20 protein-coding genes and 1 pseudogene are annotated in these 19,654 nt (G+C 43.2%); 15 read left to right on the top strand and 6 right to left on the bottom strand.

Going from position 1 to position 19,654, the window contains the following annotated elements; translation table 11 throughout:
• Positions 1 to 20: 20 nt before the first annotated feature.
• From D2U88_RS18310 to D2U88_RS18270, 9 genes are all read left to right on the top strand, one after another.
• The gene (locus D2U88_RS18310; RefSeq protein ID WP_119641995.1) at positions 21 to 1,214 is read left to right on the top strand and encodes a pyridoxal phosphate-dependent aminotransferase; all 1,194 of its coding nucleotides are present in this window, start codon (positions 21 to 23) and stop codon (positions 1,212 to 1,214) included.
• The gene (gene murB / locus D2U88_RS18305; protein ID WP_119641994.1) at positions 1,211 to 2,227 is read left to right on the top strand and encodes a UDP-N-acetylmuramate dehydrogenase; all 1,017 of its coding nucleotides are present in this window, start codon (positions 1,211 to 1,213) and stop codon (positions 2,225 to 2,227) included. Before D2U88_RS18310 ends, murB begins: the two co-directional genes overlap by 4 nt.
• A 204-nt stretch (positions 2,228 to 2,431) precedes the next feature.
• A complete protein-coding gene (locus D2U88_RS18300) occupies positions 2,432 to 2,998 on the top strand; it encodes an RNA polymerase sigma factor (RefSeq protein ID WP_119641993.1) in 567 nt (188 codons plus the stop codon).
• On the top strand, positions 2,995 to 3,753 hold the full coding sequence (locus D2U88_RS18295; RefSeq protein WP_119641992.1) for an anti-sigma factor: 759 nt from the start codon (positions 2,995 to 2,997) through the stop codon (positions 3,751 to 3,753). Before D2U88_RS18300 ends, D2U88_RS18295 begins: the two co-directional genes overlap by 4 nt.
• 75 nt (positions 3,754 to 3,828) lie before the next feature.
• Positions 3,829 to 4,038, top strand: a complete 210-nt coding sequence (locus tag D2U88_RS18290; RefSeq protein WP_119641991.1) for a membrane or secreted protein — start codon at positions 3,829 to 3,831, stop codon at positions 4,036 to 4,038.
• A gap of 31 nt (positions 4,039 to 4,069) precedes the next feature.
• Positions 4,070 to 4,630, top strand: a complete 561-nt coding sequence (locus D2U88_RS18285; protein WP_119641990.1) for an RNA polymerase sigma factor — start codon at positions 4,070 to 4,072, stop codon at positions 4,628 to 4,630.
• 62 nt (positions 4,631 to 4,692) lie between these two features.
• Positions 4,693 to 5,568: a lipoyl synthase gene (gene lipA, locus D2U88_RS18280; protein WP_119641989.1), complete on the top strand. Its 876-nt coding sequence runs from the start codon at positions 4,693 to 4,695 to the stop codon at positions 5,566 to 5,568.
• Positions 5,569 to 5,583: 15 nt separating this feature from the next.
• Positions 5,584 to 6,594 (top strand): type I glyceraldehyde-3-phosphate dehydrogenase, encoded by a 1,011-nt coding sequence (gap, locus tag D2U88_RS18275; RefSeq protein WP_119641988.1) that lies wholly within the window; start codon positions 5,584 to 5,586, stop codon positions 6,592 to 6,594.
• A gap of 134 nt (positions 6,595 to 6,728) precedes the next feature.
• Positions 6,729 to 8,813 (top strand): tetratricopeptide repeat-containing hybrid sensor histidine kinase/response regulator, encoded by a 2,085-nt coding sequence (locus D2U88_RS18270; RefSeq protein WP_235855826.1) that lies wholly within the window; start codon positions 6,729 to 6,731, stop codon positions 8,811 to 8,813.
• On the opposite strand, the gene lpxK is transcribed toward D2U88_RS18270, so the two are convergent.
• The gene (gene lpxK, locus D2U88_RS18265; RefSeq protein ID WP_119641986.1) at positions 8,810 to 9,811 is read right to left on the bottom strand and encodes a tetraacyldisaccharide 4'-kinase; all 1,002 of its coding nucleotides are present in this window, start codon (positions 9,809 to 9,811) and stop codon (positions 8,810 to 8,812) included. The two genes, D2U88_RS18270 and lpxK, sit on opposite strands and share 4 nt — an antisense overlap.
• 48 nt (positions 9,812 to 9,859) lie before the next feature.
• Between lpxK and D2U88_RS18260 the strand changes: the two genes are divergently transcribed.
• Positions 9,860 to 10,954: a Nif3-like dinuclear metal center hexameric protein gene (locus tag D2U88_RS18260; protein ID WP_119641985.1), complete on the top strand. Its 1,095-nt coding sequence runs from the start codon at positions 9,860 to 9,862 to the stop codon at positions 10,952 to 10,954.
• A gap of 6 nt (positions 10,955 to 10,960) precedes the next feature.
• Complete coding sequence (locus D2U88_RS18255; protein ID WP_119641984.1) at positions 10,961 to 11,740, top strand: zinc ribbon domain-containing protein; 780 nt, start codon at positions 10,961 to 10,963, stop codon at positions 11,738 to 11,740.
• Positions 11,741 to 11,932: 192 nt separating this feature from the next.
• On the opposite strand, the pseudogene D2U88_RS18250 reads toward D2U88_RS18255, so the two are convergent.
• Positions 11,933 to 13,288 (bottom strand): annotated as a pseudogene (locus D2U88_RS18250) (FAD-dependent oxidoreductase); the annotation flags it as partial.
• A gap of 130 nt (positions 13,289 to 13,418) precedes the next feature.
• Here D2U88_RS18250 and D2U88_RS18245 point away from each other — a divergent pair.
• Genes D2U88_RS18245 through D2U88_RS19605 form a run of 3 tightly spaced genes read left to right on the top strand, consistent with a single transcriptional unit; the run spans position 13,419 to position 16,391 of the window.
• Positions 13,419 to 13,553, top strand: a complete 135-nt coding sequence (locus tag D2U88_RS18245; RefSeq protein WP_119641982.1) for a DUF2256 domain-containing protein — start codon at positions 13,419 to 13,421, stop codon at positions 13,551 to 13,553.
• A gap of 3 nt (positions 13,554 to 13,556) precedes the next feature.
• Positions 13,557 to 14,855, top strand: coding sequence for a DASH family cryptochrome (locus D2U88_RS19610; RefSeq protein WP_182859218.1), 1,299 nt, complete (start codon positions 13,557 to 13,559; stop codon positions 14,853 to 14,855).
• Positions 14,856 to 14,858: 3 nt separating this feature from the next.
• Entirely contained in the window at positions 14,859 to 16,391 is a 1,533-nt protein-coding gene (locus D2U88_RS19605; protein ID WP_182859217.1) for a cryptochrome/photolyase family protein, read from the top strand.
• A 143-nt stretch (positions 16,392 to 16,534) separates the two neighbouring features.
• On the opposite strand, the gene D2U88_RS18235 is transcribed toward D2U88_RS19605, so the two are convergent.
• The 4 genes from D2U88_RS18235 to D2U88_RS18220 all read right to left on the bottom strand — a co-directional run bounded on the left by D2U88_RS18235 (position 16,535) and on the right by D2U88_RS18220 (position 18,782).
• Positions 16,535 to 17,083 carry a ClpP family protease gene (locus tag D2U88_RS18235; protein WP_119641981.1) on the bottom strand — a complete coding sequence of 183 codons (549 nt, stop codon included), beginning with the start codon at positions 17,081 to 17,083 and terminating at the stop codon, positions 16,535 to 16,537.
• Between the two features lie 65 nt (positions 17,084 to 17,148).
• Positions 17,149 to 17,985: a mechanosensitive ion channel family protein gene (locus D2U88_RS18230; protein WP_119641980.1), complete on the bottom strand. Its 837-nt coding sequence runs from the start codon at positions 17,983 to 17,985 to the stop codon at positions 17,149 to 17,151.
• A 35-nt stretch (positions 17,986 to 18,020) separates the two neighbouring features.
• Positions 18,021 to 18,209, bottom strand: a complete 189-nt coding sequence (locus tag D2U88_RS18225) for a hypothetical protein (RefSeq protein ID WP_119641979.1) — start codon at positions 18,207 to 18,209, stop codon at positions 18,021 to 18,023.
• On the bottom strand, positions 18,210 to 18,782 hold the full coding sequence (locus D2U88_RS18220; protein WP_235855825.1) for an RNA polymerase sigma factor: 573 nt from the start codon (positions 18,780 to 18,782) through the stop codon (positions 18,210 to 18,212).
• A 143-nt stretch (positions 18,783 to 18,925) separates the two neighbouring features.
• Here D2U88_RS18220 and D2U88_RS18215 point away from each other — a divergent pair, with 143 nt between their 5' ends.
• Entirely contained in the window at positions 18,926 to 19,606 is a 681-nt protein-coding gene (locus D2U88_RS18215) for a hypothetical protein (RefSeq protein ID WP_119641977.1), read from the top strand.
• Positions 19,607 to 19,654 lie beyond the last annotated feature (48 nt).

Below are 19,654 nucleotides of genomic sequence, written 5' to 3'. Positions count from 1 at the left end.
TTTTGCGTAAAATTTCGGAAATGCCTAGTATCTCTAACAAAGGGAAGCAAATGCCCGCTTCACCCATACGAAAATTGGTCCCCTATGCCGAGGCGGCAAAAAAACGTGGGACCCATGTGATTCACCTCAACATTGGCCAGCCAGACATCAAGACCCCAAAAGTGGCACTGGATGCTGTTCGCAACCATAACATTGAGGTTTTGGCGTATAGTATGACGGAGGGTTCCGAAATCTATCGGGAAAAAATTGCTGCCTATTATTCCAAAAAGGATATTTATGTCAGCGCCAAGGACATTATCGTGACCACAGGCGGTTCCGAAGCATTGAGCTTTGCCATGGGCACCATTATGGATGCCGAGGATGAAATCATCATCCCAGAGCCCTTTTATGCCAACTACAATGGGTTTGCCACTGCCGCTGGCATAAACGTGGTCCCCATTGCTTCCAGTATCGATACCAATTTCGCCCTGCCACCGATAAAAGAGTTTGAAAAACTCATCACCCCAAAAACCAAGGCCATCCTTATTTGTAATCCAGGTAACCCTACCGGATACCTCTATAGCAAAGAGGAAATTATGCAATTGGCCGAAATGGTGAAAAAACACAACTTGTTCCTGATTGCCGATGAAGTCTACCGCGAGTTCACCTATGAAGGAAGGACACACTATTCCATTTTACAAGTGGAGGGTCTGGAAGAATATGCCATTGTGGTAGATTCTGTTTCCAAAAGATATAGCATGTGCGGTGCCCGCATCGGGTGTTTGGTGTCCAAGAACAAGGAAGTGATCCAAACCGCCTTGAAATTTGCACAGGCCCGATTGTCGCCTCCTACCTTTGCACAAATTGCCAGCGAGGCTGCCTTGGAAACGCCCCAGGAATATTTTGATGCCGTGATCGAGGAATATGTATCTCGAAGAAACATCCTGATTTCAGAACTCCAGAAATTGGAAGGTGTAAAGGTAGCGGTTCCACAAGGTGCCTTTTACTGTGTGGTGGAACTTCCTGTAGAAGACGCCGATGATTTTGCCCAATGGTTGCTCGAAAGTTTTGAAATGGACGGCAATACCGTGATGGTGGCCCCTGCGGCCGGTTTTTATGCTACTCCAGGACTTGGAAAAAATCAGATAAGAATTGCCTATGTGCTCGAAAAAGAGCAACTTGTAAAGGCTGTCCAAATTTTGGGCAAGGCCTTAACCAAGTACAACGCCCGGTGAACATCCTGGAAAACATATCCTTAAAACCGTACAATACCTTTGGTATAGATGCCAAGGCACGTTTTTTTGTTGATATCACGGGATTGGTTCAGCTTCAAAAAGTATTGGAGCTAAAGGCGTATCCCAAAAAATTCATTATCAGTGGTGGAAGCAACATGTTGCTCACCAAAGATATCGATGCCCTTGTGATGCATATCAAACTGGAGGGCATCAGTATTGTTGAAGAAAATGAGGACACGGTAGAAATCAAGGCCATGGCCGGGGAAAATTGGCACGAATTGGTGCTTTGGTGCCTTGATAGAGGGTATGGTGGGATTGAAAATTTGTCCCTCATCCCTGGAAATGTTGGCACGGCACCCATTCAGAACATAGGAGCCTACGGCGTGGAACTGAAGGATGTTTTTGTAAGCTGTACCGCCATGGAAATGGCAACCGGGGAGCTGTTGGCCTTTGATAAAGATGAGTGCCACTTCGGTTATCGGGAATCCATTTTTAAGAATGAGGCCAAAGGAAAATACATCATCACCTCGGTGAATCTCAGGCTTACCAAGCGGGATCATGAGCTTCACACAGGTTACGGCGCCATTGAAGGAGAACTCAAAAATATGGGGATTGTCTATCCTACCATCCGGGATATCTCGGATGCCGTGATCGCTATCCGCAGGAGCAAACTGCCCGATCCCAAAGAACTGGGCAATAGTGGCAGTTTTTTTAAGAATCCTGTTGTTTCAAAAAAAGCTTTTGACAAATTCATCAAAAAAAATCCAGAAGCTCCCCATTACGAAACGGATGACGATCAGTTTAAAATTCCTGCCGGTTGGCTCATAGAGCAATGTGGTTTTAAAGGAAAAAGGTACGGAGATGCCGGCGTGCACGATAAACAGGCCTTGGTATTGGTCAATTATGGCAATGCTACCGGACAGGAAATCCTTGCCCTGTCAGAGCAAATACAAGAAGAAGTGCACAAAAGGTTCCGTATTAAAATCCAACCTGAAGTGAACATCATAAAATAACCCCCGCACTTTGAACAGTAACGGGGGTTATACCAAACCAAACTAACCAAAATTATGTATGTCTTTAGGGCCATTAAAACCCTCTAAATTCTTTTCAACCGCCTCGGCAGATAATGCTTTTTCTGCCTTAGCTTTGTTCTATATACGATATAAACCCTATTTTAGATTTTTGTCCCACAAAAAATTTTACCAAAAGCATCATACATGAGCACATTGATTGAGAGACATATTGTTTCACTCCTTGCAGAAAAGGACGATAAGGCCATTTCCTTGCTGTATGAAAACTATGGGGACACGCTTTTTGGGGTGGCCTATAAGGTGGTAAAAGATGAAGACCTTGCCCAAGATGTGCTACAGGAAAGCTTTATCAAAATCTGGAAAAAAGCAGATTCATACGATGCATCCAAAGCCAAACTTTTCACATGGTTGTTCCGTATTACCAGGAACACCGCCATCGATAAATTAAGAAGTTTAAATAATAAAGCTGATAAGGAAGTCCAAATCGACGCTTCCAACGTATATAAAGTTGGAGTAAAGGGTATTGTGCCCGACCATATGGATATCCAAGATAATTTGGATAAAATAGACCCAAAGTACAGAATAGTCTTAGAGGCCTTGTTTTTCGAGGGAATGACGCAGCAGGAGGCAAGTGAAGAATTGGATATTCCTCTCGGGACCATCAAATCAAGACTTAAAATTGGACTACGGGAACTTGGTAAAATTTATGGTACAACAATGTCCTTGCTCTTAATCTTAAACTTACTGTCATGAAGGAAAAAGTAAAAATATTTCTGGAATCCGACATATTGGAAAAATATCTTATTGGTGATGCCTCCAAAGAGGAGTCCCAACAAGCGGAAAGGTACATTGCCATGTATCCCGAGGTAAGGGAAACATATGATGAACTCCAAAAAAACTTGGAGACCTTTGCCAAAATGTACGCCAAAAAGACCCCTGAAGGTCTCAAGGAAATCATCATGGCAAGCGCCAAAAAAGAGCGAATGGTACACAAAAGGTTCTACCGATATGCCATTGCGGCGAGTGTTGCCATCTTGGTCTTTGCCGGTTCGTCCGTTTTCTTTTGGAACCAAAACAAAAGCCTTCAAGAGGAAAATACCATGGTATCCAACAAGATCAAGTACTTGGAGGACAACATGAAGGACCAATTGGAAGATATGAGGAACCAGTTCATCGTACTGAACAACCCTGCCACCAAAAAATATGAGGTCAAGGGCAAACGTGAAGGAAAAGAACTTAAGGCCATTGCCTATATCAACCCAGTTAAAAAGCTTTCCTATATAAACGTAAGCAATGTTCCACAATTACCTGAGAACAAGTGTTTCCAAATGTGGGCAGAAGTGAACGGAGAGTTGGTCAACTTGGGCGTGATAAAGCAATTTGACGACAAGGGCAAACTTTTGGCACTACCCTATGCGGACAATGCCGTAGGTTACATCACCATTGAACCAGAAGGTGGCAATGCCGCCCCATCCGTGGACAACATCGTGGCGAACATTTCTTATTAGCCACAAACCTAAAGTATCCTTAAACACCCTCTTGCTTTAAGAGGGTATTTTGTACCTTTGTGCAAAAGTTGGATTATGAAGTTAGCACTACTGACCATTGGTCTATTAGCACTTGCATTCGCTGGTATCGCCATAAAGATATGGGGCAAAAAAGACGGAAAGTTTGCCGGAACCTGTGCAAGCCAAAGTCCTTATTTGAACAAAAGTGGCGAAGCCTGTGGTTTCTGTGGCAAGTTGCCCCACGAACAGGAATGTAAAAAAGACTCGGTTCCCGAGTTGAATTAACCCGTTTAGCACATCAAGGACACCCCTATTTTTGGAGAAAACCGATAATTCCATAAAAGAGACCATACGAAGGGCAAAGGAAGGAAACCAAATTGCCTTCAGTACACTCTTGGACACTTTTTGGAACGATGTGTATGGCTTTCAGTTGCTGCGCACCAAAAATGAAAATGATGCCGAGGACATCACCATCAGAACATTTTCCCGTGCCTTTGATAGAATCGACACCTATGATGAAGCCTATGAGTTCAAGACATGGCTCATCACCATTTCCAAAAATCTACACGTAGACCTGATCCGAAAACGGAAAAGAAGCTTTCTGGACGATGTGGATCCCCGTGGAGACGAAGTCAAAAAAGTACTTGATGAATCCCCATCGGTAGAAGACCGGCTCATCATTGAACAAAATTTGGCCGACCTGTTGCAGGATATCAAAAAATTGAAGCCTCATTACCAAAAAGTCATCAACCTACGTTATTTCAATGAAATGAGCTATGCCGATATAGCGAAAGATCTCAATGAGCCTGTGAACAACATCAAGGTAAAATTGCTCCGGGCCAAAAAATTGTTGGCAGAGATTATCAAAAAAAAGTGACCCATTTCCTTGGGTAAACTTTCCTTACCAGTTTCGTATCTTTGTAAATCAAATTCCGTTGTATGAGCACAAACGTGGCAGAAAGCGTTATACCACCCAAAGGAAAACCAAAATGGTTACGGGTAAAACTCCCAACAGGCAAGAAATATACCCAGTTGCGGGGTCTTGTGGACAAATATGACCTGCACACCATTTGTACTTCTGGAAGCTGCCCGAACATGGGCGAATGCTGGGGCGAAGGTACCGCCACTTTCATGATCCTGGGCAACATCTGCACCCGTTCCTGTGGGTTCTGTGGTGTGAAGACAGGAAGACCGGAAAGTGTGGATTGGGCCGAGCCTGAAAAAGTGGCTCGTTCCATCAAGATCATGAACATCAAACATGCCGTGCTCACTTCGGTGGACAGGGATGATCTAAAGGATATGGGCTCCATTATTTGGGCGGAAACGGTAAAAGCTGTCCGAAGAATGAACCCCGAGACCACCATGGAAACCCTTATTCCCGATTTTCAAGGGATTTCAACCCACTTGGACAGGATTTTGGCCGTGGCCCCAGAAGTCATTTCCCATAATATGGAAACCGTTAAAAGGTTGACAAGAGAAGTCCGTATACAAGCCAAATATGAGCGTAGCCTCGAAGTTTTGGACTATCTGAAGAAAAATGGTGCCAACCGGACCAAATCGGGTATTATGCTCGGTTTGGGAGAAGAAGAACACGAGGTCATCGCCACGATGGAGGATTTGAGAAATGTAGATGTTGACGTTATCACTATTGGTCAATACCTGCAACCTTCCAAAAAACACCTTCCCGTAAAGCAGTTTATTCTGCCTGAACAGTTCAAAAAATATGAGGAGATTGGTCTTGAAATGGGCTTTAGGCATGTAGAAAGTGGCGCTTTGGTGCGTTCATCTTACAAAGCCCACAAACACATCCAATAGTTCCTCCAACCCGTCATGAAAGACATCAGAATAGGCATAAACGGCTTCGGGCGTATCGGCAGGACCCTTTTTAGGTTGCTTCAAAAATACCCGAACATCCAAGTGGTGGCCATAAATGATTTGGCGGATGCCACAACTTTGGCCCACCTGTTAAAATATGATAGTATCCACGGTACTTTGGATGCCGATATCCAATCAGGTGGAAACAAGATTGTAGTAAATGGTAAAGCCATTGAAATACTCAACCACAATCATCCTAAAGACATTGATTGGTCATCCCATAAAGTAGATATAGTGGTAGAGGCCACAGGAAAATTCAAAAAAGAGGAACAACTCCGATATCATCTACAAAATGGTGCAAAAAAAGTCATCCTTTCGGTGCCGCCAGAGGATGATTCCATCAAAATGGTGGTACTTGGTGTGAACCAAGACCTTATTGATGGTAAGGACGACATTATTTCCAATGCTTCATGCACCACCAACAATGCCGCGCCCATGATCAAGGTCATCAATGAACTTTGCGGCATAGAACAGGCCTATATTACCACCATACACTCTTTTACATCGGACCAAAACCTGCACGATGCCCCGCACAGGGACCTCCGTAGGTCCAGGGCCGCTACACAATCCATTATCCCGACCACTACTGGGGCTGCCAAGGCATTGACACGGATCTTTCCTGAATTATCGGATGTAATCGGTGGTTGTGGCATTCGCGTACCGGTTCCCAATGGGTCCCTGACGGATATTACCTTCAATGTAGAACGGGAAATTTCCATTGAAGAAATAAATGCTACCTTTAAGTACTATGCTGAAAATGAACTAAAAGGCATACTTCAGTACACAGAAGATCCAATTGTTTCCATCGACATAAACAATAGTTGTTATTCTTGTACGTTTGATTCTTTGATGACCTCCGTAATTGGAAAAATGGTGAAAATTATAGGATGGTACGACAATGAAACTGGCTATTGCTCCAGAATTATTGATTTAATAGCTTTGCTTATAAAGAAAAATTACGTTTGATCTTGCACTTGATACACAAAAGGATAGGCGTAAAAACGCTGCTTCTACTGTGCATTTTCCTATGCACCCAGCTTTCTTTTGCCCAAAACGATGCAAGCTCGACCGCCAAGGTTCAGGCCATTTTCGACCAATTTATGAAGTACCGGCATGAGAACAAGGTGGACAAAGCCATGGAAACACTTGATGAGGCTGCCAATATTGCAGAGAGCAATGAGGACACCAAGTTGTTACTGGACACCTATCACCAATATGCCCGTATCTTTTTGGAAGAAGGAGATCATGAAACCGCTCTTCGTTATTGGGATCGAGCCAGTATTTACCTAAGGGACATGTCCTATTCCTATGGACAGGCTTTCCAATTGTATCTGGAAGCAGCCCTGAGGTATGATGAGGGGAACAATTTCCAAGCCCTGAAACTATTGGAAGAATCCCGAAAGCTCAGCAACAATAGGAATCTCAGCAACAATATCCTCTTACTGGAGGCATACATTTTCACCAATATAGAAAAGTATGATGATGCCATAAAGAACCTACATGCCCTTATTGTAAATTCAGACGACAAGGAAAGGGCCTATTTGGCCGCCAAAGCGAATCTGCAATTGGCCAAAATAAGTGTGAAATTGAACGACTACGAAGAAGGTATCATCCACTCTAAGGCAGCATTGGAACTTTCCGAAAAACACGGTTTTGCCAAAGAGGTAAAAAATGCCAATGAAGAATTGTCGGATATCTATGAAAAAACCGGGGATTACAAGGAAGCCCTAATTTTCAACAAAGGACTGGCCAGAATCAAAGATTCCATCTTCAATATTGAAAAGGCAAAATTGGAGGCGAAAACGGCAGATGATATCCGCTCCGAGCATATGGCCAACGAGTTGAACAAACTGCAGGCCAAGAACGAAGAATTGAGCGAGTCCAAAAACCGTTCGGAGATCACAGCGATATTGACCTCCGCTTTCTTGACCATTATTTCCTTATTGGCCGTATCGCTTTTCAGGAACAACCAGATCAAGCTCAAGACCAACGACCTGTTGTACACCAAGAACAAGGAATTGGAGTTGGCCAGGGATGCCGCGGTATCCGCCATGGAAGCCAAGACCAACTTCTTGTCCACAGTAACCCATGAGCTCCGAACGCCATTGTATGCCGTAACGGGGCTCACGCACTTGCTTTTGGAGGAAAACCCGTCGGAACACCAAAAGGAGCATTTGAAATCGTTGAAATTTTCCGGGGAATATCTTCTGAACTTTATCAACGACATTCTGCAGATCAATAAAATCGATGCCGACAAGCTGGAGCCTTTGAGCATTGAGTTCAAATTGCACAAGGTATTGAATGATGTGGTGGATTCCCTTCAGCAGAATGCCAATGAAAACAAGACCAAACTTATCCTCGATTACGACCCGAATATTCCACAACAGTTGCTTGGAGACCCTATAAAGCTTTCCCAAATTTTCATGAACCTTGTGGGCAATGCACTGAAGTTCACAAAAAATGGAAAGGTTGAGGTCGTCGCCAAATTGTTGAAGAAAGAAGAAGATCAGGTAAAGCTATATTTTGAGGTCAGGGACAACGGTATCGGTATCTCGGAAGATCAGCAGAAGCATATTTTTGACAGTTTCGAACAAGGGTCTATCCAAATCAACCGGGAATATGGTGGCACCGGTCTTGGTCTGACCATTGTGAAAAGCCTTTTGGGACTGTTTGGAAGCACCATCCAATTGGAAAGTGATCTTGGACATGGCAGTTCGTTCTATTTTGAAATGGACCTCAAATGCGATACCAAAGCCTTGGATGAAGTGGCGTTCCAATTGGACCCCGAAGAGTTCCAGTTCAAGGGATTGCATCTTTTGGTTGTGGAAGACAACAAGATCAATCAGGTAATCACCAAGAAAATGCTCACCAAAAAAGAAATTACCTGCGATATCGCCAACAATGGCAATGAGGCCATCGATTTGGCTAAATCCAATACTTACGATGCCATTTTAATGGATATCCACATGCCAGGAATCAGTGGTGAAGAGGCCACGAGACAGATACGCAAGTTTGACCAGGACATTCCGATCATTGCGCTTACCGCAATTTCATTGGATGATAGTTTGGACAGTTTCTATGCCGCTGGTTGTAATGACGTGGTTACCAAACCTTTCAAACCAGAGGTCTTTTACCAAAAAATAGGGGAAAATATTTTTAAGAGCAAAATGCAAGGCTCCGTTTAGTGCAACAGTCCCTTGATTGATTTTTCCAATTCGGTATGGTCTTCAGGAGTAAAATGATGGGATACTTCCAAATAAAATAGGTTTTGCACTTTTCCTTCCAAACGGACAAAATCCTTTTCGGTCGTCAATACCAAATCATGTCCGGAGAATTTTTGGATATCTTTTTCGGTAAAATCATGATGGTCCCCAAATTCATAATGTAGCACTTTAATGCCCATGGTGGTCATATGGCGCAATAAGGGTTCCGGTGAAGCAATTCCGGTCACCAATGCCACATCTTTATCTTTCAAGGCTTCAAGCAGCATGTGGTTGCCTTTTCCGTCTGTCACTTCATCAGCATATCTTAAACTGGCAAACAATACCTTTTGATGGGATTTTGGTTTCAGCTTGGCCATCATAGCTTTTCGGTCCAACGGTGTCAGTCCAACCGGACATTTGGTCACGATAATCACATCGGCCCGATGGGCCTCCTTCTTGGCATCTCGCAGATTGCCTGTGGGCAGGTACCAATCCACGGCATATAAGTGATCATGGGCAGTCAGTAACAGTGAAAATGTTGGTTTTACCCGTCTATGCTGAAAAGCATCGTCCAGAACAATGACTTCAGGCTTCACATATTGCTCCAACTGCTCTATACCGTTCCGCCTATCGGCATCTACAGCCACCGCCACTTTGGGAAATTTACGATGCAACTGGTATGGTTCGTCGCCCAGGTCCGAGACACCACTTTGTGGCATCGCCAAAAGAAAACCCTTCGACTTTCTCTTATAACCGCGACTCAAAACCGCTACCCTATGATGTTCCAACATACGTAATACATATTCCGTCATAGGGGTCTTTCCTGTACCACCCACACTAAGGTTTCCCACACATATCGTCGGCGTTTTGTATGAAACGGAAGTGAATAAACCCTTGTCGTACATCAAATTACGCAGGTAAACAACCATTCCATAGATCAAAGAAAAGGGAAACGCTATTTTGCGAAGGATTTGCAGCATGGGACGAAAATATAATATTTTATCTTTAGCCCACTTAACAATTTAAGAATGACGGTAAAGGACATCACAAAAATATTGGAGGAATTGGCCCCTTTGGCCCATGCCGAAGAATTTGACAACGTAGGATTATTGGTCGGCAACCCAAATATGGCCGTAACAAGTGCCCTGGTCACACTGGATACTTTGGAGAACGTGATGGACGAGGCCATCGAAAAAAAGTGTAATCTAATCATCAGCTTTCACCCCATCATTTTTAAAGGGTTAAAAAGGATTACTGGGAGCACTTATGTGGAACGTGTTGTCCTAAAAGCCATAGCCCACAACATCGCCATCTATAGCATGCACACGGCCTTGGACAATAGCAAAATGGGAGTCAATGCCAAGATCTGTGAAGTTTTGGGCCTAAAAAATCCCGAAATCCTTATCCCAAAAAAAGGAGTTATTAAAAAGTTGGTCACCTATGCCCCAGTAGCAGAAACAGAAAAAGTAAAATCGGCCCTTTTTGCTGCAGGTGCCGGGGAAATTGGCAAATACAGTAATTGTAGTTATAGTCTGGATGGAGTCGGAAGTTTCATGGCAGGCGACTTGGCCAATCCATCTGTTGGAAAAATTGGGGAAATCCATTTTGAAAAGGAGACCCAAATCAATGTCATCTATTCATTTGAAAAGGAAAAAAAGGTACTGGAAGCACTTTTCAAAGTCCATCCCTATGAGGAAGTGGCCTATGAAGTGGTGACCCTCGAAAACACCAATCAAGATATTGGAATGGGGATGATCGGTACTTTGGAAACCGAGATGGATGAAGAGGACTTTCTTTTACAGGTCAAGTCCAAAATGAACGCCAGGGTGGTACGACATTCTAAGCTGTTGGGAAAAAAGGTGAAAAAAGTGGCCGTTCTGGGTGGAAGCGGGGCTTTTGCCATAGCCGCGGCCAAAAGGGCAAAAGCGGATGTTTTCATCACATCGGACATTAAATACCACCAGTTTTACGAAGCCGAAAACGAATTGGTAATTGCAGATATCGGGCACTTTGAAACTGAGCAGTTTACAAAAGATTTATTGGTTGATCATCTTACAAAAAAAATTCCTAATTTTGCAGTCTCTTTATCGGAGAGTATAACGAATCCCATCAAGTATTTATAAACATATATGGCGAACAAGAAAGAAAGCACCGTGGAAGAAAAACTGAGAGCTTTGTACGATTTACAGCTTATCGATTCCAGGGTGGATGAAATCCGCAACGTTAGAGGTGAGCTACCTTTGGAGGTACAGGACTTGGAAGACGAGGTACTTGGTCTAAAAACCAGGTTGGACAAATTGAAAACGGACGTAGAGACCGTCAATTTTGAAATCGCTGCCAAGAAAAACCTTATCGACGAGTCCAAGGCACTCATCAAAAAATATGCTGAGCAGCAAAAAAATGTAAGGAACAGCCGTGAGTTCAACTCCCTGACCAAGGAAGTTGAATTCCAAGAGCTTGAAATCCAATTGGCCGAAAAGAACATCAAAGAGTTCAAGGCCCAAATCGAGCAGAAAAAAGAGGTCATCACCCAGACCAAGGAAAAATTGACCGAGCGCGAAGGTCACTTGAAACACAAAAAAGGGGAATTGGATGCCATTCTTGCGGAGACTGAAAAAGAGGAAAAAGCCCTTTTGAAAAAATCCGAGGAATTTGAGGAAAAAATCGAAGATCGATTGATCCAGGCTTACAAAAGGATCCGCACCAACGTGAAAAATGGTTTGGCCGTTGTTCCTGTGGAGCGTGGCGCTTCCGGCGGTTCATTCTTTACCATTCCACCACAGGTCCAGGTAGAGATCGCTTCCCGCAAAAAAATAATCACCGATGAGCACAGTGGCCGTATTTTGGTAGACCCATTGTTGGCCGAGGAAGAAAATGACAAAATGCAAGAGCTTTTTTCCAAAATCTAATTGCTCTTTATAAAATTAAAAAAGCCACCTAAAAGGTGGCTTTTTTTTATATACCAGAAGAGATTTATAATCAGAATGTCAGTTCGAGTTTTTCCAACGGAAAAGTATCGAGAACTAAATAGAAAGTGATACCAGCCCAATTCTCGATATAATTTTTATCATTACAATCTAAAAATCACTCTAATTGACAAGTTACTTACTATCCTTCAACAATCTTAAAATCTTATCCTCCACTTCTTTGGAATCCCATGTATCATCGATATTGGGAAGTTTCATGACTTCCTTCATGATTTTTTCCTGTTGATCACCAATGGCCAACGCCTCTGCATAAGGCCTATCCGAAAACGTGACCCTACTGTATATGGGAATCCATTTTTCGGGATGCTTGGCCGCAAAGTGCTTTTCAATTTTCTTTTGCAGCAAGAATTTGGGGTCTGCCGTTTTACTGCTCATCTCCACAAAGTTTCTATAACTCAACTCCGCAATGGCATCGGCATTTGGTTTACGCTGTTTTTGGTACTCCGAGAATATGGACTCCCAATCGTCACCATGCTTCTCCATCAGCCCCTGTAGCACATAAATATCCTCAAATCCTGCATTCATTCCTTGGCCATAAAACGGGACAATGGCATGGGCAGAATCGCCCACCAAAGCCACCTTGTTCCAATATGTCCAAGGGTAGCATTTCATGGTCACCATGGCACTCGTGGGATTTTGGAAGAAATCCTTGGTCAAATTTTCAATTTCCTTGCGAACATTGGGAAAGTATTCCTTGAAAAAAGCACGTGCGTCATCCTCGGTGCGTATGCTCTCAAAAGACACCTCGCCCTCAAAAGGCAAAAACAACGTACAGGTAAAACTGCCATCAATATTGGGCATCGCAATGAGCATAAAGGCTCCCCTGGGCCAGATATGGAAAGAATTTTTATCGAGTTTATGAGTCCCATCCTCATTGGCGGGGATGGTCAACTCCTTATAGCCCACATCGATAAAATCCTGCGAGTAATCGAACCTGCTACGACGTTGCATTTTATGCCTTACCCTGGAAAAAGCCCCATCACATCCAAAAATGATATCGTATTGGTATTCCTTCCACTCACTTTTCTCGGTCTCCCCTGTATAAATCTTTGCTTCTGGAAGATCAACATCCCATACCTTTTCATTGAATCTAAATTCGGTGCCCTCAGCTTCTGCCAGATCGATCATCCGTTTGTTCAAAATTCCACGGGAAATAGACCAAATCGCTTCTCCTTCCTTACCGTACTTTTGAAAATAGACCGGTTTCTCGTTCACGTGCATGGCCCGTTTGTCCAACGGAATGCCAATTTCCTTGATCTTATCCTCCAATCCTACTTTTTGTAAGGAGCGCCATCCCCTATTGCTCATGGCCAAATTGATAGATCGGCCCGAAAATTTGATGGTCCTAATATCCGGTCTACGATCGAATACCGTAACGGTATGACCGAACTTTCTAAGATAAATTGCCAGTAGGGAGCCCACCAATCCTGAACCGATGATGGCAATGTTCTTTGGGGTCTGTTTCATAGGTGCCCTTTGGGCCTTTTGCGATTAAGTGGCTAAAATACGGATTTTGAATTTCATCGAGAGTTTTTCCGTTTATCCCAAAACATTATTTTGTTTAATTTTTTTGTAATTTTATTAAACATAACAAAAACGCTTGGCTCACAAAAAAACACATCTTCCTGAAAAAATCTGTCCCATTTGCAATCGTCCCTTTCAATGGCGAAAAAAATGGGCGCTCCATTGGAACGAAATTAAATACTGTAGTGAACGCTGTAGAAAAAATAGATAACGTATGCACAACCATTTGCTATGGTTCGGTAACAATCTTAGGGTAAGAGACAATGAAGCCCTGAAAAGGGCCATGGAAGGTACAAAGTTGATTGCGGTATATTTTTTTGATCCCCGACATTTTGAAATAGGACCACTTGGTTTTGTAAAGACCGGACGCTTTCGCTCCAAATTCTTACTGGAGGGTTTGGCCCAGTTGAAGACAGACCTGCACGAATTGAATATTTCCTTGTTGACCTTTTTTGACAAACCTGAGAGCAAGATTCCTGAATTGGTTAAAAAACATGGGGTCGACACCATTTTTCTGCAAAAAGAATGGACTTCGGAAGAATTGGGTGTCATCAAAAATGTGAAATCCAACTTACCTTCTTCCATTCGTTTTGATGAAGTATTCGACCAGTTTCTATTTCACCCTGAAGATATACCGTATACTCCTTTTCTAAACATTCCCGACGTGTTCACCCAATTCCGTAAAGGGTGCGAACATAGGGTCCGGGTCCGTCCCGACTTGGGTATACCCAAACAAATGCCCAAGAACAATTTGATTGCGGCCAGCACAACATTGCCCACCATGAAGGACCTGTCATTAGATGAATTTGAACCGGACCCACGCTCCGCATTCCCATTTGAAGGAGGGGAAAAAAATGCACATAGCAGGGTAGAACATTACTTCTGGGAATCAAAAAAATTGTCATATTACAAACGGACCCGCAACGGGCTCATTGGCGCCGATTATAGTTCCAAACTATCCCCTTGGCTCGCCAATGGCAACATTTCCGCACGTACCATATATTGGGCAATAAAACAATTTGAAGCAGAATTTGGGGAGACCGAAGATACCTATTGGTTGATCTTTGAACTCATTTGGAGGGATTACTTCAAATACATTTCCTTAAAACATGGCAATAAAATATTCCATTTGAAAGGAATCAAGAACCGAACCTACACTTGGCGGCAGAGTCCAGAAATACTGCATCAATGGATACATGGGGAAACCAAGGACACCTTTGTGAATGCCAACATGAAAGAACTGGAACATACGGGCTGGATGAGCAATCGAGGTCGGCAGAACGTAGCCAGCTACTGGGCCAAGCATCTTCAGCAAGATTGGAGATGGGGCGCCTCCTATTTTGAATCCATGCTCCTGGACTATGATGTACATAGCAATTGGGGCAATTGGATGTACAACAGTGGTGTGGGCAATGATCCTAGGAACAGGACCTTTAACACCCAACGTCAAGCGGAACTTTACGACCCAAACAATATCTTCCAAAACCTTTGGCTACAACCTACACTTTTTTAAAAAATGAAGACGCTACGACTTATTTTGGGCGATCAGCTCAATAGTAACCACAGTTGGTTTAATACAGTTGATGACAATGTGCTTTACGCAATGGCTGAAATGCGTCAGGAAACCGATTATGTGAAGCACCACATTCAAAAAGTAACGGGCTTTTTCTTGGCGATGCGCCAGTTTTCAAAGAGTCTTGAAGCTAAGGGACACAGCGTGGATTACCTCAAAATCAACGATTCTCAAAATCCACAAGATCTGAAGGCTCTTATCATGCAACTGGTCACCAAAAACAAAATTGAAAAATTTGAATACCAACTTCCAGATGAATATCGATTGGACGAGCAATTGAACAAACTATGCCATGAATTGGACATCGCTTCAGAGGCATTTGACACGGAACACTTTTATACCTCCCGTTTTGAGCTCCAAGATTTTTTCAAAGGCAAAAAACAATTGCTCATGGAGAGTTTCTACCGCATGATGCGCAAGAAACATGATATTTTGATGGTGAATGGCCAGCCGGAGGGCGGAAAATGGAACTTTGACCATAGCAATCGAAAAAAATGGGACGGCACACCCGCCGTTCCCACTGAACTGAATTTTCATAAAGATGTTTCCGAACTCCTAAAAGAGCTTCAAGAAGTTGGAGTTGAAACCTTTGGAAATATTGACCCTGAACAGTTTTCCTGGCCTACTTCACGAGATGAATCCCTAAAGCTATTAGATCATTTTCGAAAGAAACTGTTGTGCTACTTTGGAGATTTTCAAGACGCCCTGCATACCGAAGAGAAATTTCTTTTTCACTCCCGATTGTCTTTCGCCATGAATACGAAAATGATTTCCCCAAAGGAAGTGGTAGATGCCATTCTTGAGGAATTCCGGGATAACCCTAACGAAGTTGACATTTCCCAAGTGGAGGGTTTCATCCGTCAGATCATTGGGTGGAGGGAATATATGAGGGGTATCTATTGGAAAGAAATGCCCCAATACAAAAAACACAATGCACTGGACAACCATAATCACTTGCCTGAATTCTTTTGGACTGCCGAAACCAAAATGAACTGTTTGAGGCATGCCATTGGACAAAGTCTGGATCATGCCTATGCACATCATATTCAAAGGCTCATGATTATTGGCAATTATGCCCTGCTTACCCAAACCCATCCTGATGAAGTGGATGAATGGTATCTGGGAGTTTACATTGATGCACTGGAATGGGTAGAAATTACGAATACACGGGGCATGAGCCAATTTGCCGATGGAGGATTGGTGGCCACGAAACCTTATGTGAGCAGTGCCAATTACATTAACAAAATGGGCAACTATTGTAAAGGCTGCCATTACAGGCATAACCTAAAGGTTGGCGCAAAAGCTTGCCCGTTCAATGAGCTGTATTGGAACTTTTTATTTGAAAAACAGCACTACTTCAAGGATAATCCCCGCATGGCCATGATGCTCAATCTACTTGAAAAGAAAGGTTGGGAAGAATTAAAGGACCTTCGGGAACGGGCCCATGAGATCATCACAAATCCCGATCGATTTTAACTTTAACAAATCCTTAAGATCTATCGGCATCGAGCTTGCCGTATATCTATTAAATAAAATATTCCGCTTCGGCGTCCATATATATGCAAAAAGTCCTTCACAAAAACTTGCGAAGGACTTTTTCCCTTTTAGGGGTTATCCCATTATTGTAAAATGCCGTCTACAATACCGTACTCAACGGATTCTTCAGCACCCATCCAATAGTCGCGATCAAAATCTTTCATGACCTTTTCAAAGGATTGACCACAGTTATCTGCCAAAATTTGGGCACCCAACTCCTTGGTCTTGATAATTTCCTTGGCTTGGATCTCGATATTCGAAGCTTGACCCCTGGCACCGCCACTCGGCTGGTGGATCATGACCCGCGCATGGGGCTGGATGAATCTTCTCCCCTTCTCCCCTACGGACAACAGTATGGATCCCATGGAAGCCGCCAATCCTGAACATACCGTGGATACCGGGCTTTTGATCTGTTTAATGGTATCGTAAATCGCAAAGCCGGAGGTAACATACCCTCCCGGACTATTGATGATCAATTGAATCTCTTTATGGTTCAGTGAATCCAGATAGAATAAGCGGTCTATGACATGCTTGGCAGAATCGTCATCTACCATGCCCCACAAAAACACTTTACGCTCATCGAGCAATTTTTCTTGGATCAAATCCTGAACCTTTCCTTTTTTTGAACTCATTTTTTACTTGTTGTGAGCATCAAAAATAATCAAAATCCAAGGAAGTTCTTGCACTACTTCCCACATTACCTTGTTTGTGACAGGATCTCCACTTTTTGGGACACCACATCTTTGATCGGAATCACATATTTACCTGATTTTGTAGTCAAGGTCAGGCTATTGTTTTCAATGGCCTCAATGGTTCCCATATCTTCCCCGATAACAATCCTATCGCCTACGGCATATGTTTTTCGGGTATAGAAAGATCGCAACAAATCGGTGACCACTTCCCTGGATCCCAGTCCTATTCCCAAAGAGAAGGCCAAAAGGAAGGAGCCCAAGATCATGGTAATGTTATTGGTAATGATGGTTGTGTCCACCCCAGCCTGGTTGAGTGCCGTTATCGACATAAATATCACAATGACATAAAACAACAGGTTACTGACCAAGTTGGAACCTCCAAGTTCCAAAGAGTCAAACAGTCTTTTTATGGTGTTCTTCACTACATTGCCGATATAGAAACCGACCATCAATAGGGCCAATGCGCTGAAGAAGCGTGGCAAATAATGCAATAGGTTGCCGATTTCCACCGATATGATCTGCCAATTGAGAATATCCGCCGCTACGATCAAAAAGGCCAGTATCAGAAGCCATTTTACAAACCCCAAAATAATCTTTGCCACATCTATGGTAAAATTCCCTTTGCCTGCGACTTCCATCCCGTTGATTTTTTCATTCAGGACATCGACTTTTGCCAGTTTCAAGACCTTTCCGAGTAAGAACAGAACAATCTTGATGAACAGCCAGCCTACGACCAGCACAACGATTGCCCCAATGATCTTGGGGAAAACCTGTCCGATTTCATTGCCCATTCCCGAAAGGGAGTCCATGGTGACATCCTTCCAATTATTAATTGTTTCCATAGTTGTTGTTTATTTATTAGTGTTGCTGTAAGTTTCTAGTTGTCACCCAAGGTCCGGAACAGTTTGCGCAAAGCACTTCCCATGTTGATAGAGAACAGGGAGGCCATGTCCAAGATAAGTTTGGCGGCCGCGATGTCGTTCATCACCTTTTTCTTCATGCCAGGTGGTGCCTCCCTAAGGGAAGCCTCCAATTCTTTGAACGGGTTTTTATGTTTCTTTGCCATCTATTGTAGGGTGTTATAGATTTCCAATAATCGTTCTTTGGCTCGTTTCAGCCTCATTTTCACTGCGCTGTCCCCCAAATCCATCAACTCTACCAACTCTTTTATACTGGCTCCATCCTGATATTTCAACAACAAAAGGGACTTGTCCTCTGCCGATATCAGATCCAGGGACTTTTTTAGTTTATCGGCCTTCATTTCATAGAGGCTCTCGTCAGGGACATCTTCGGAAAGTTTATAATCGGATTCATCAACCTGTACGGATTGGTCCCGTATCTTAAGTTGTTTGTTCCGGTTTACATAGTTCACACAAAAATTATAGGTGAAAGAATACAGCCAAGTAGAGAACTTGGACCGTCCCTTGAACGTCCTCAATTTTATGAACAATTGAAGAAATACGTCCTGGGTCAAATCCTCCGCTTCGCTTTCGGATTTTGCAAAGCCAAAGCACTTGTTATAGACCATTTTGGCATATCGATCATACAACTTCCCGAACAGTAAAGGGTCATTGTTCGCAACTATCTGTTCCACTAACTCCTCATCCGACAGATGGGCATAAAGGTCTTCTGTTTCCAAAAACTTTTTGTCGGGGTTACTTATGAGTATTAGAAACAGCTTTTTAAAAAAAGTCACTTTACGCTTGAATTAATTTGGTCGCTTTTCCCGAAATGGGGCGCAAAATAACGCAAATTGATGGTATATTTGGTTAAAAACCAGATATGAAGATCTTTTACCTCGTTGGAATGTGCTCCCTTTTCGTTTTGGCCAGCTGCAAAACGGAACCCAAAAAAGCAGAAGAGCAACCAGAACCACAAAAAACCGTGCCTGAACTGATTGCAGATGCTCACGGGTATCAAAATTGGAAAAACGTTAAAGAGATTACCTTTACCTTCAACGTGGACCGGGATTCCATGCATTTTGAACGGCATTGGGACTGGAAACCCAAATTAAACGAGATTACTTTTAGTTCGGGAGCGGATACCCTCACCTACAACAAGGCGAACATGGACAGCGTGGCCTATAAGACCAATTCGGGGTTCATCAATGACAGGTATTGGTTATTGGCCCCTTTTAATTTGATGTGGGATGCCAACAACTATACTTTTGAGCATGCTGCAGAAGCCACGGCCCCTATCAGCAACGAAACCATGCAAAAGCTCACCATTGTGTATAAAAATGAAGGTGGCTACACCCCAGGGGATGCCTACGATTTTTATTTTAAGGATGACCATCTCATCCGGGAATGGACCTATAGAAAGTCCAACCAACCCGAACCTTCACTGTCCTCCACATGGGAAGACTACTCCACCATGGGAGGTTTACAGTTAGCGACACAACGTAGCAGGCCCGACAGTAATGTAAATCTCTATTTTACGGGTTTGAGTGTGAAGACCGAGTAAGACTTAGGCGTAATCATCAAATACCTTTTAGGGATATAAAGATGTAGC

This window comes from Flagellimonas aequoris, assembly GCF_003584165.1.
GTDB lineage: Bacteria > Bacteroidota > Bacteroidia > Flavobacteriales > Flavobacteriaceae > Flagellimonas > Flagellimonas aequoris.
This window is presented reverse-complemented; position numbering and strand designations above follow the sequence as displayed.

Bases quoted from the DNA above. Each gene is read 5' to 3' on its own strand.
- D2U88_RS18255 (WP_119641984.1), top strand. From the start codon at position 10,961: ATGGCGAACAAGAAAGAAAGCACCGTGGAAGAAAAACTGAGAGCTTTG.
- D2U88_RS18290 (WP_119641991.1), top strand. From the start codon at position 3,829: ATGAAGTTAGCACTACTGACCATTGGTCTATTAGCACTTGCATTCGCT.
- D2U88_RS18225 (WP_119641979.1), bottom strand. From the start codon at position 18,209: ATGGCAAAGAAACATAAAAACCCGTTCAAAGAATTGGAGGCTTCCCTT.
- D2U88_RS18300 (WP_119641993.1), top strand. From the start codon at position 2,432: ATGAGCACATTGATTGAGAGACATATTGTTTCACTCCTTGCAGAAAAG.
- lipA (WP_119641989.1), top strand. From the start codon at position 4,693: ATGAGCACAAACGTGGCAGAAAGCGTTATACCACCCAAAGGAAAACCA.
- gap (WP_119641988.1), top strand. From the start codon at position 5,584: ATGAAAGACATCAGAATAGGCATAAACGGCTTCGGGCGTATCGGCAGG.
- lpxK (WP_119641986.1), bottom strand. From the start codon at position 9,811: ATGCTGCAAATCCTTCGCAAAATAGCGTTTCCCTTTTCTTTGATCTAT.
- D2U88_RS18235 (WP_119641981.1), bottom strand. From the start codon at position 17,083: ATGAGTTCAAAAAAAGGAAAGGTTCAGGATTTGATCCAAGAAAAATTG.
- D2U88_RS18295 (WP_119641992.1), top strand. From the start codon at position 2,995: ATGAAGGAAAAAGTAAAAATATTTCTGGAATCCGACATATTGGAAAAA.
- D2U88_RS18310 (WP_119641995.1), top strand. From the start codon at position 21: ATGCCTAGTATCTCTAACAAAGGGAAGCAAATGCCCGCTTCACCCATA.
- D2U88_RS18230 (WP_119641980.1), bottom strand. From the start codon at position 17,985: ATGGAAACAATTAATAATTGGAAGGATGTCACCATGGACTCCCTTTCG.
- D2U88_RS18260 (WP_119641985.1), top strand. From the start codon at position 9,860: ATGACGGTAAAGGACATCACAAAAATATTGGAGGAATTGGCCCCTTTG.
- D2U88_RS18270 (WP_235855826.1), top strand. From the start codon at position 6,729: ATGAAGTACCGGCATGAGAACAAGGTGGACAAAGCCATGGAAACACTT.
- D2U88_RS18215 (WP_119641977.1), top strand. From the start codon at position 18,926: ATGAAGATCTTTTACCTCGTTGGAATGTGCTCCCTTTTCGTTTTGGCC.
- D2U88_RS19610 (WP_182859218.1), top strand. From the start codon at position 13,557: ATGCACAACCATTTGCTATGGTTCGGTAACAATCTTAGGGTAAGAGAC.
- D2U88_RS19605 (WP_182859217.1), top strand. From the start codon at position 14,859: ATGAAGACGCTACGACTTATTTTGGGCGATCAGCTCAATAGTAACCAC.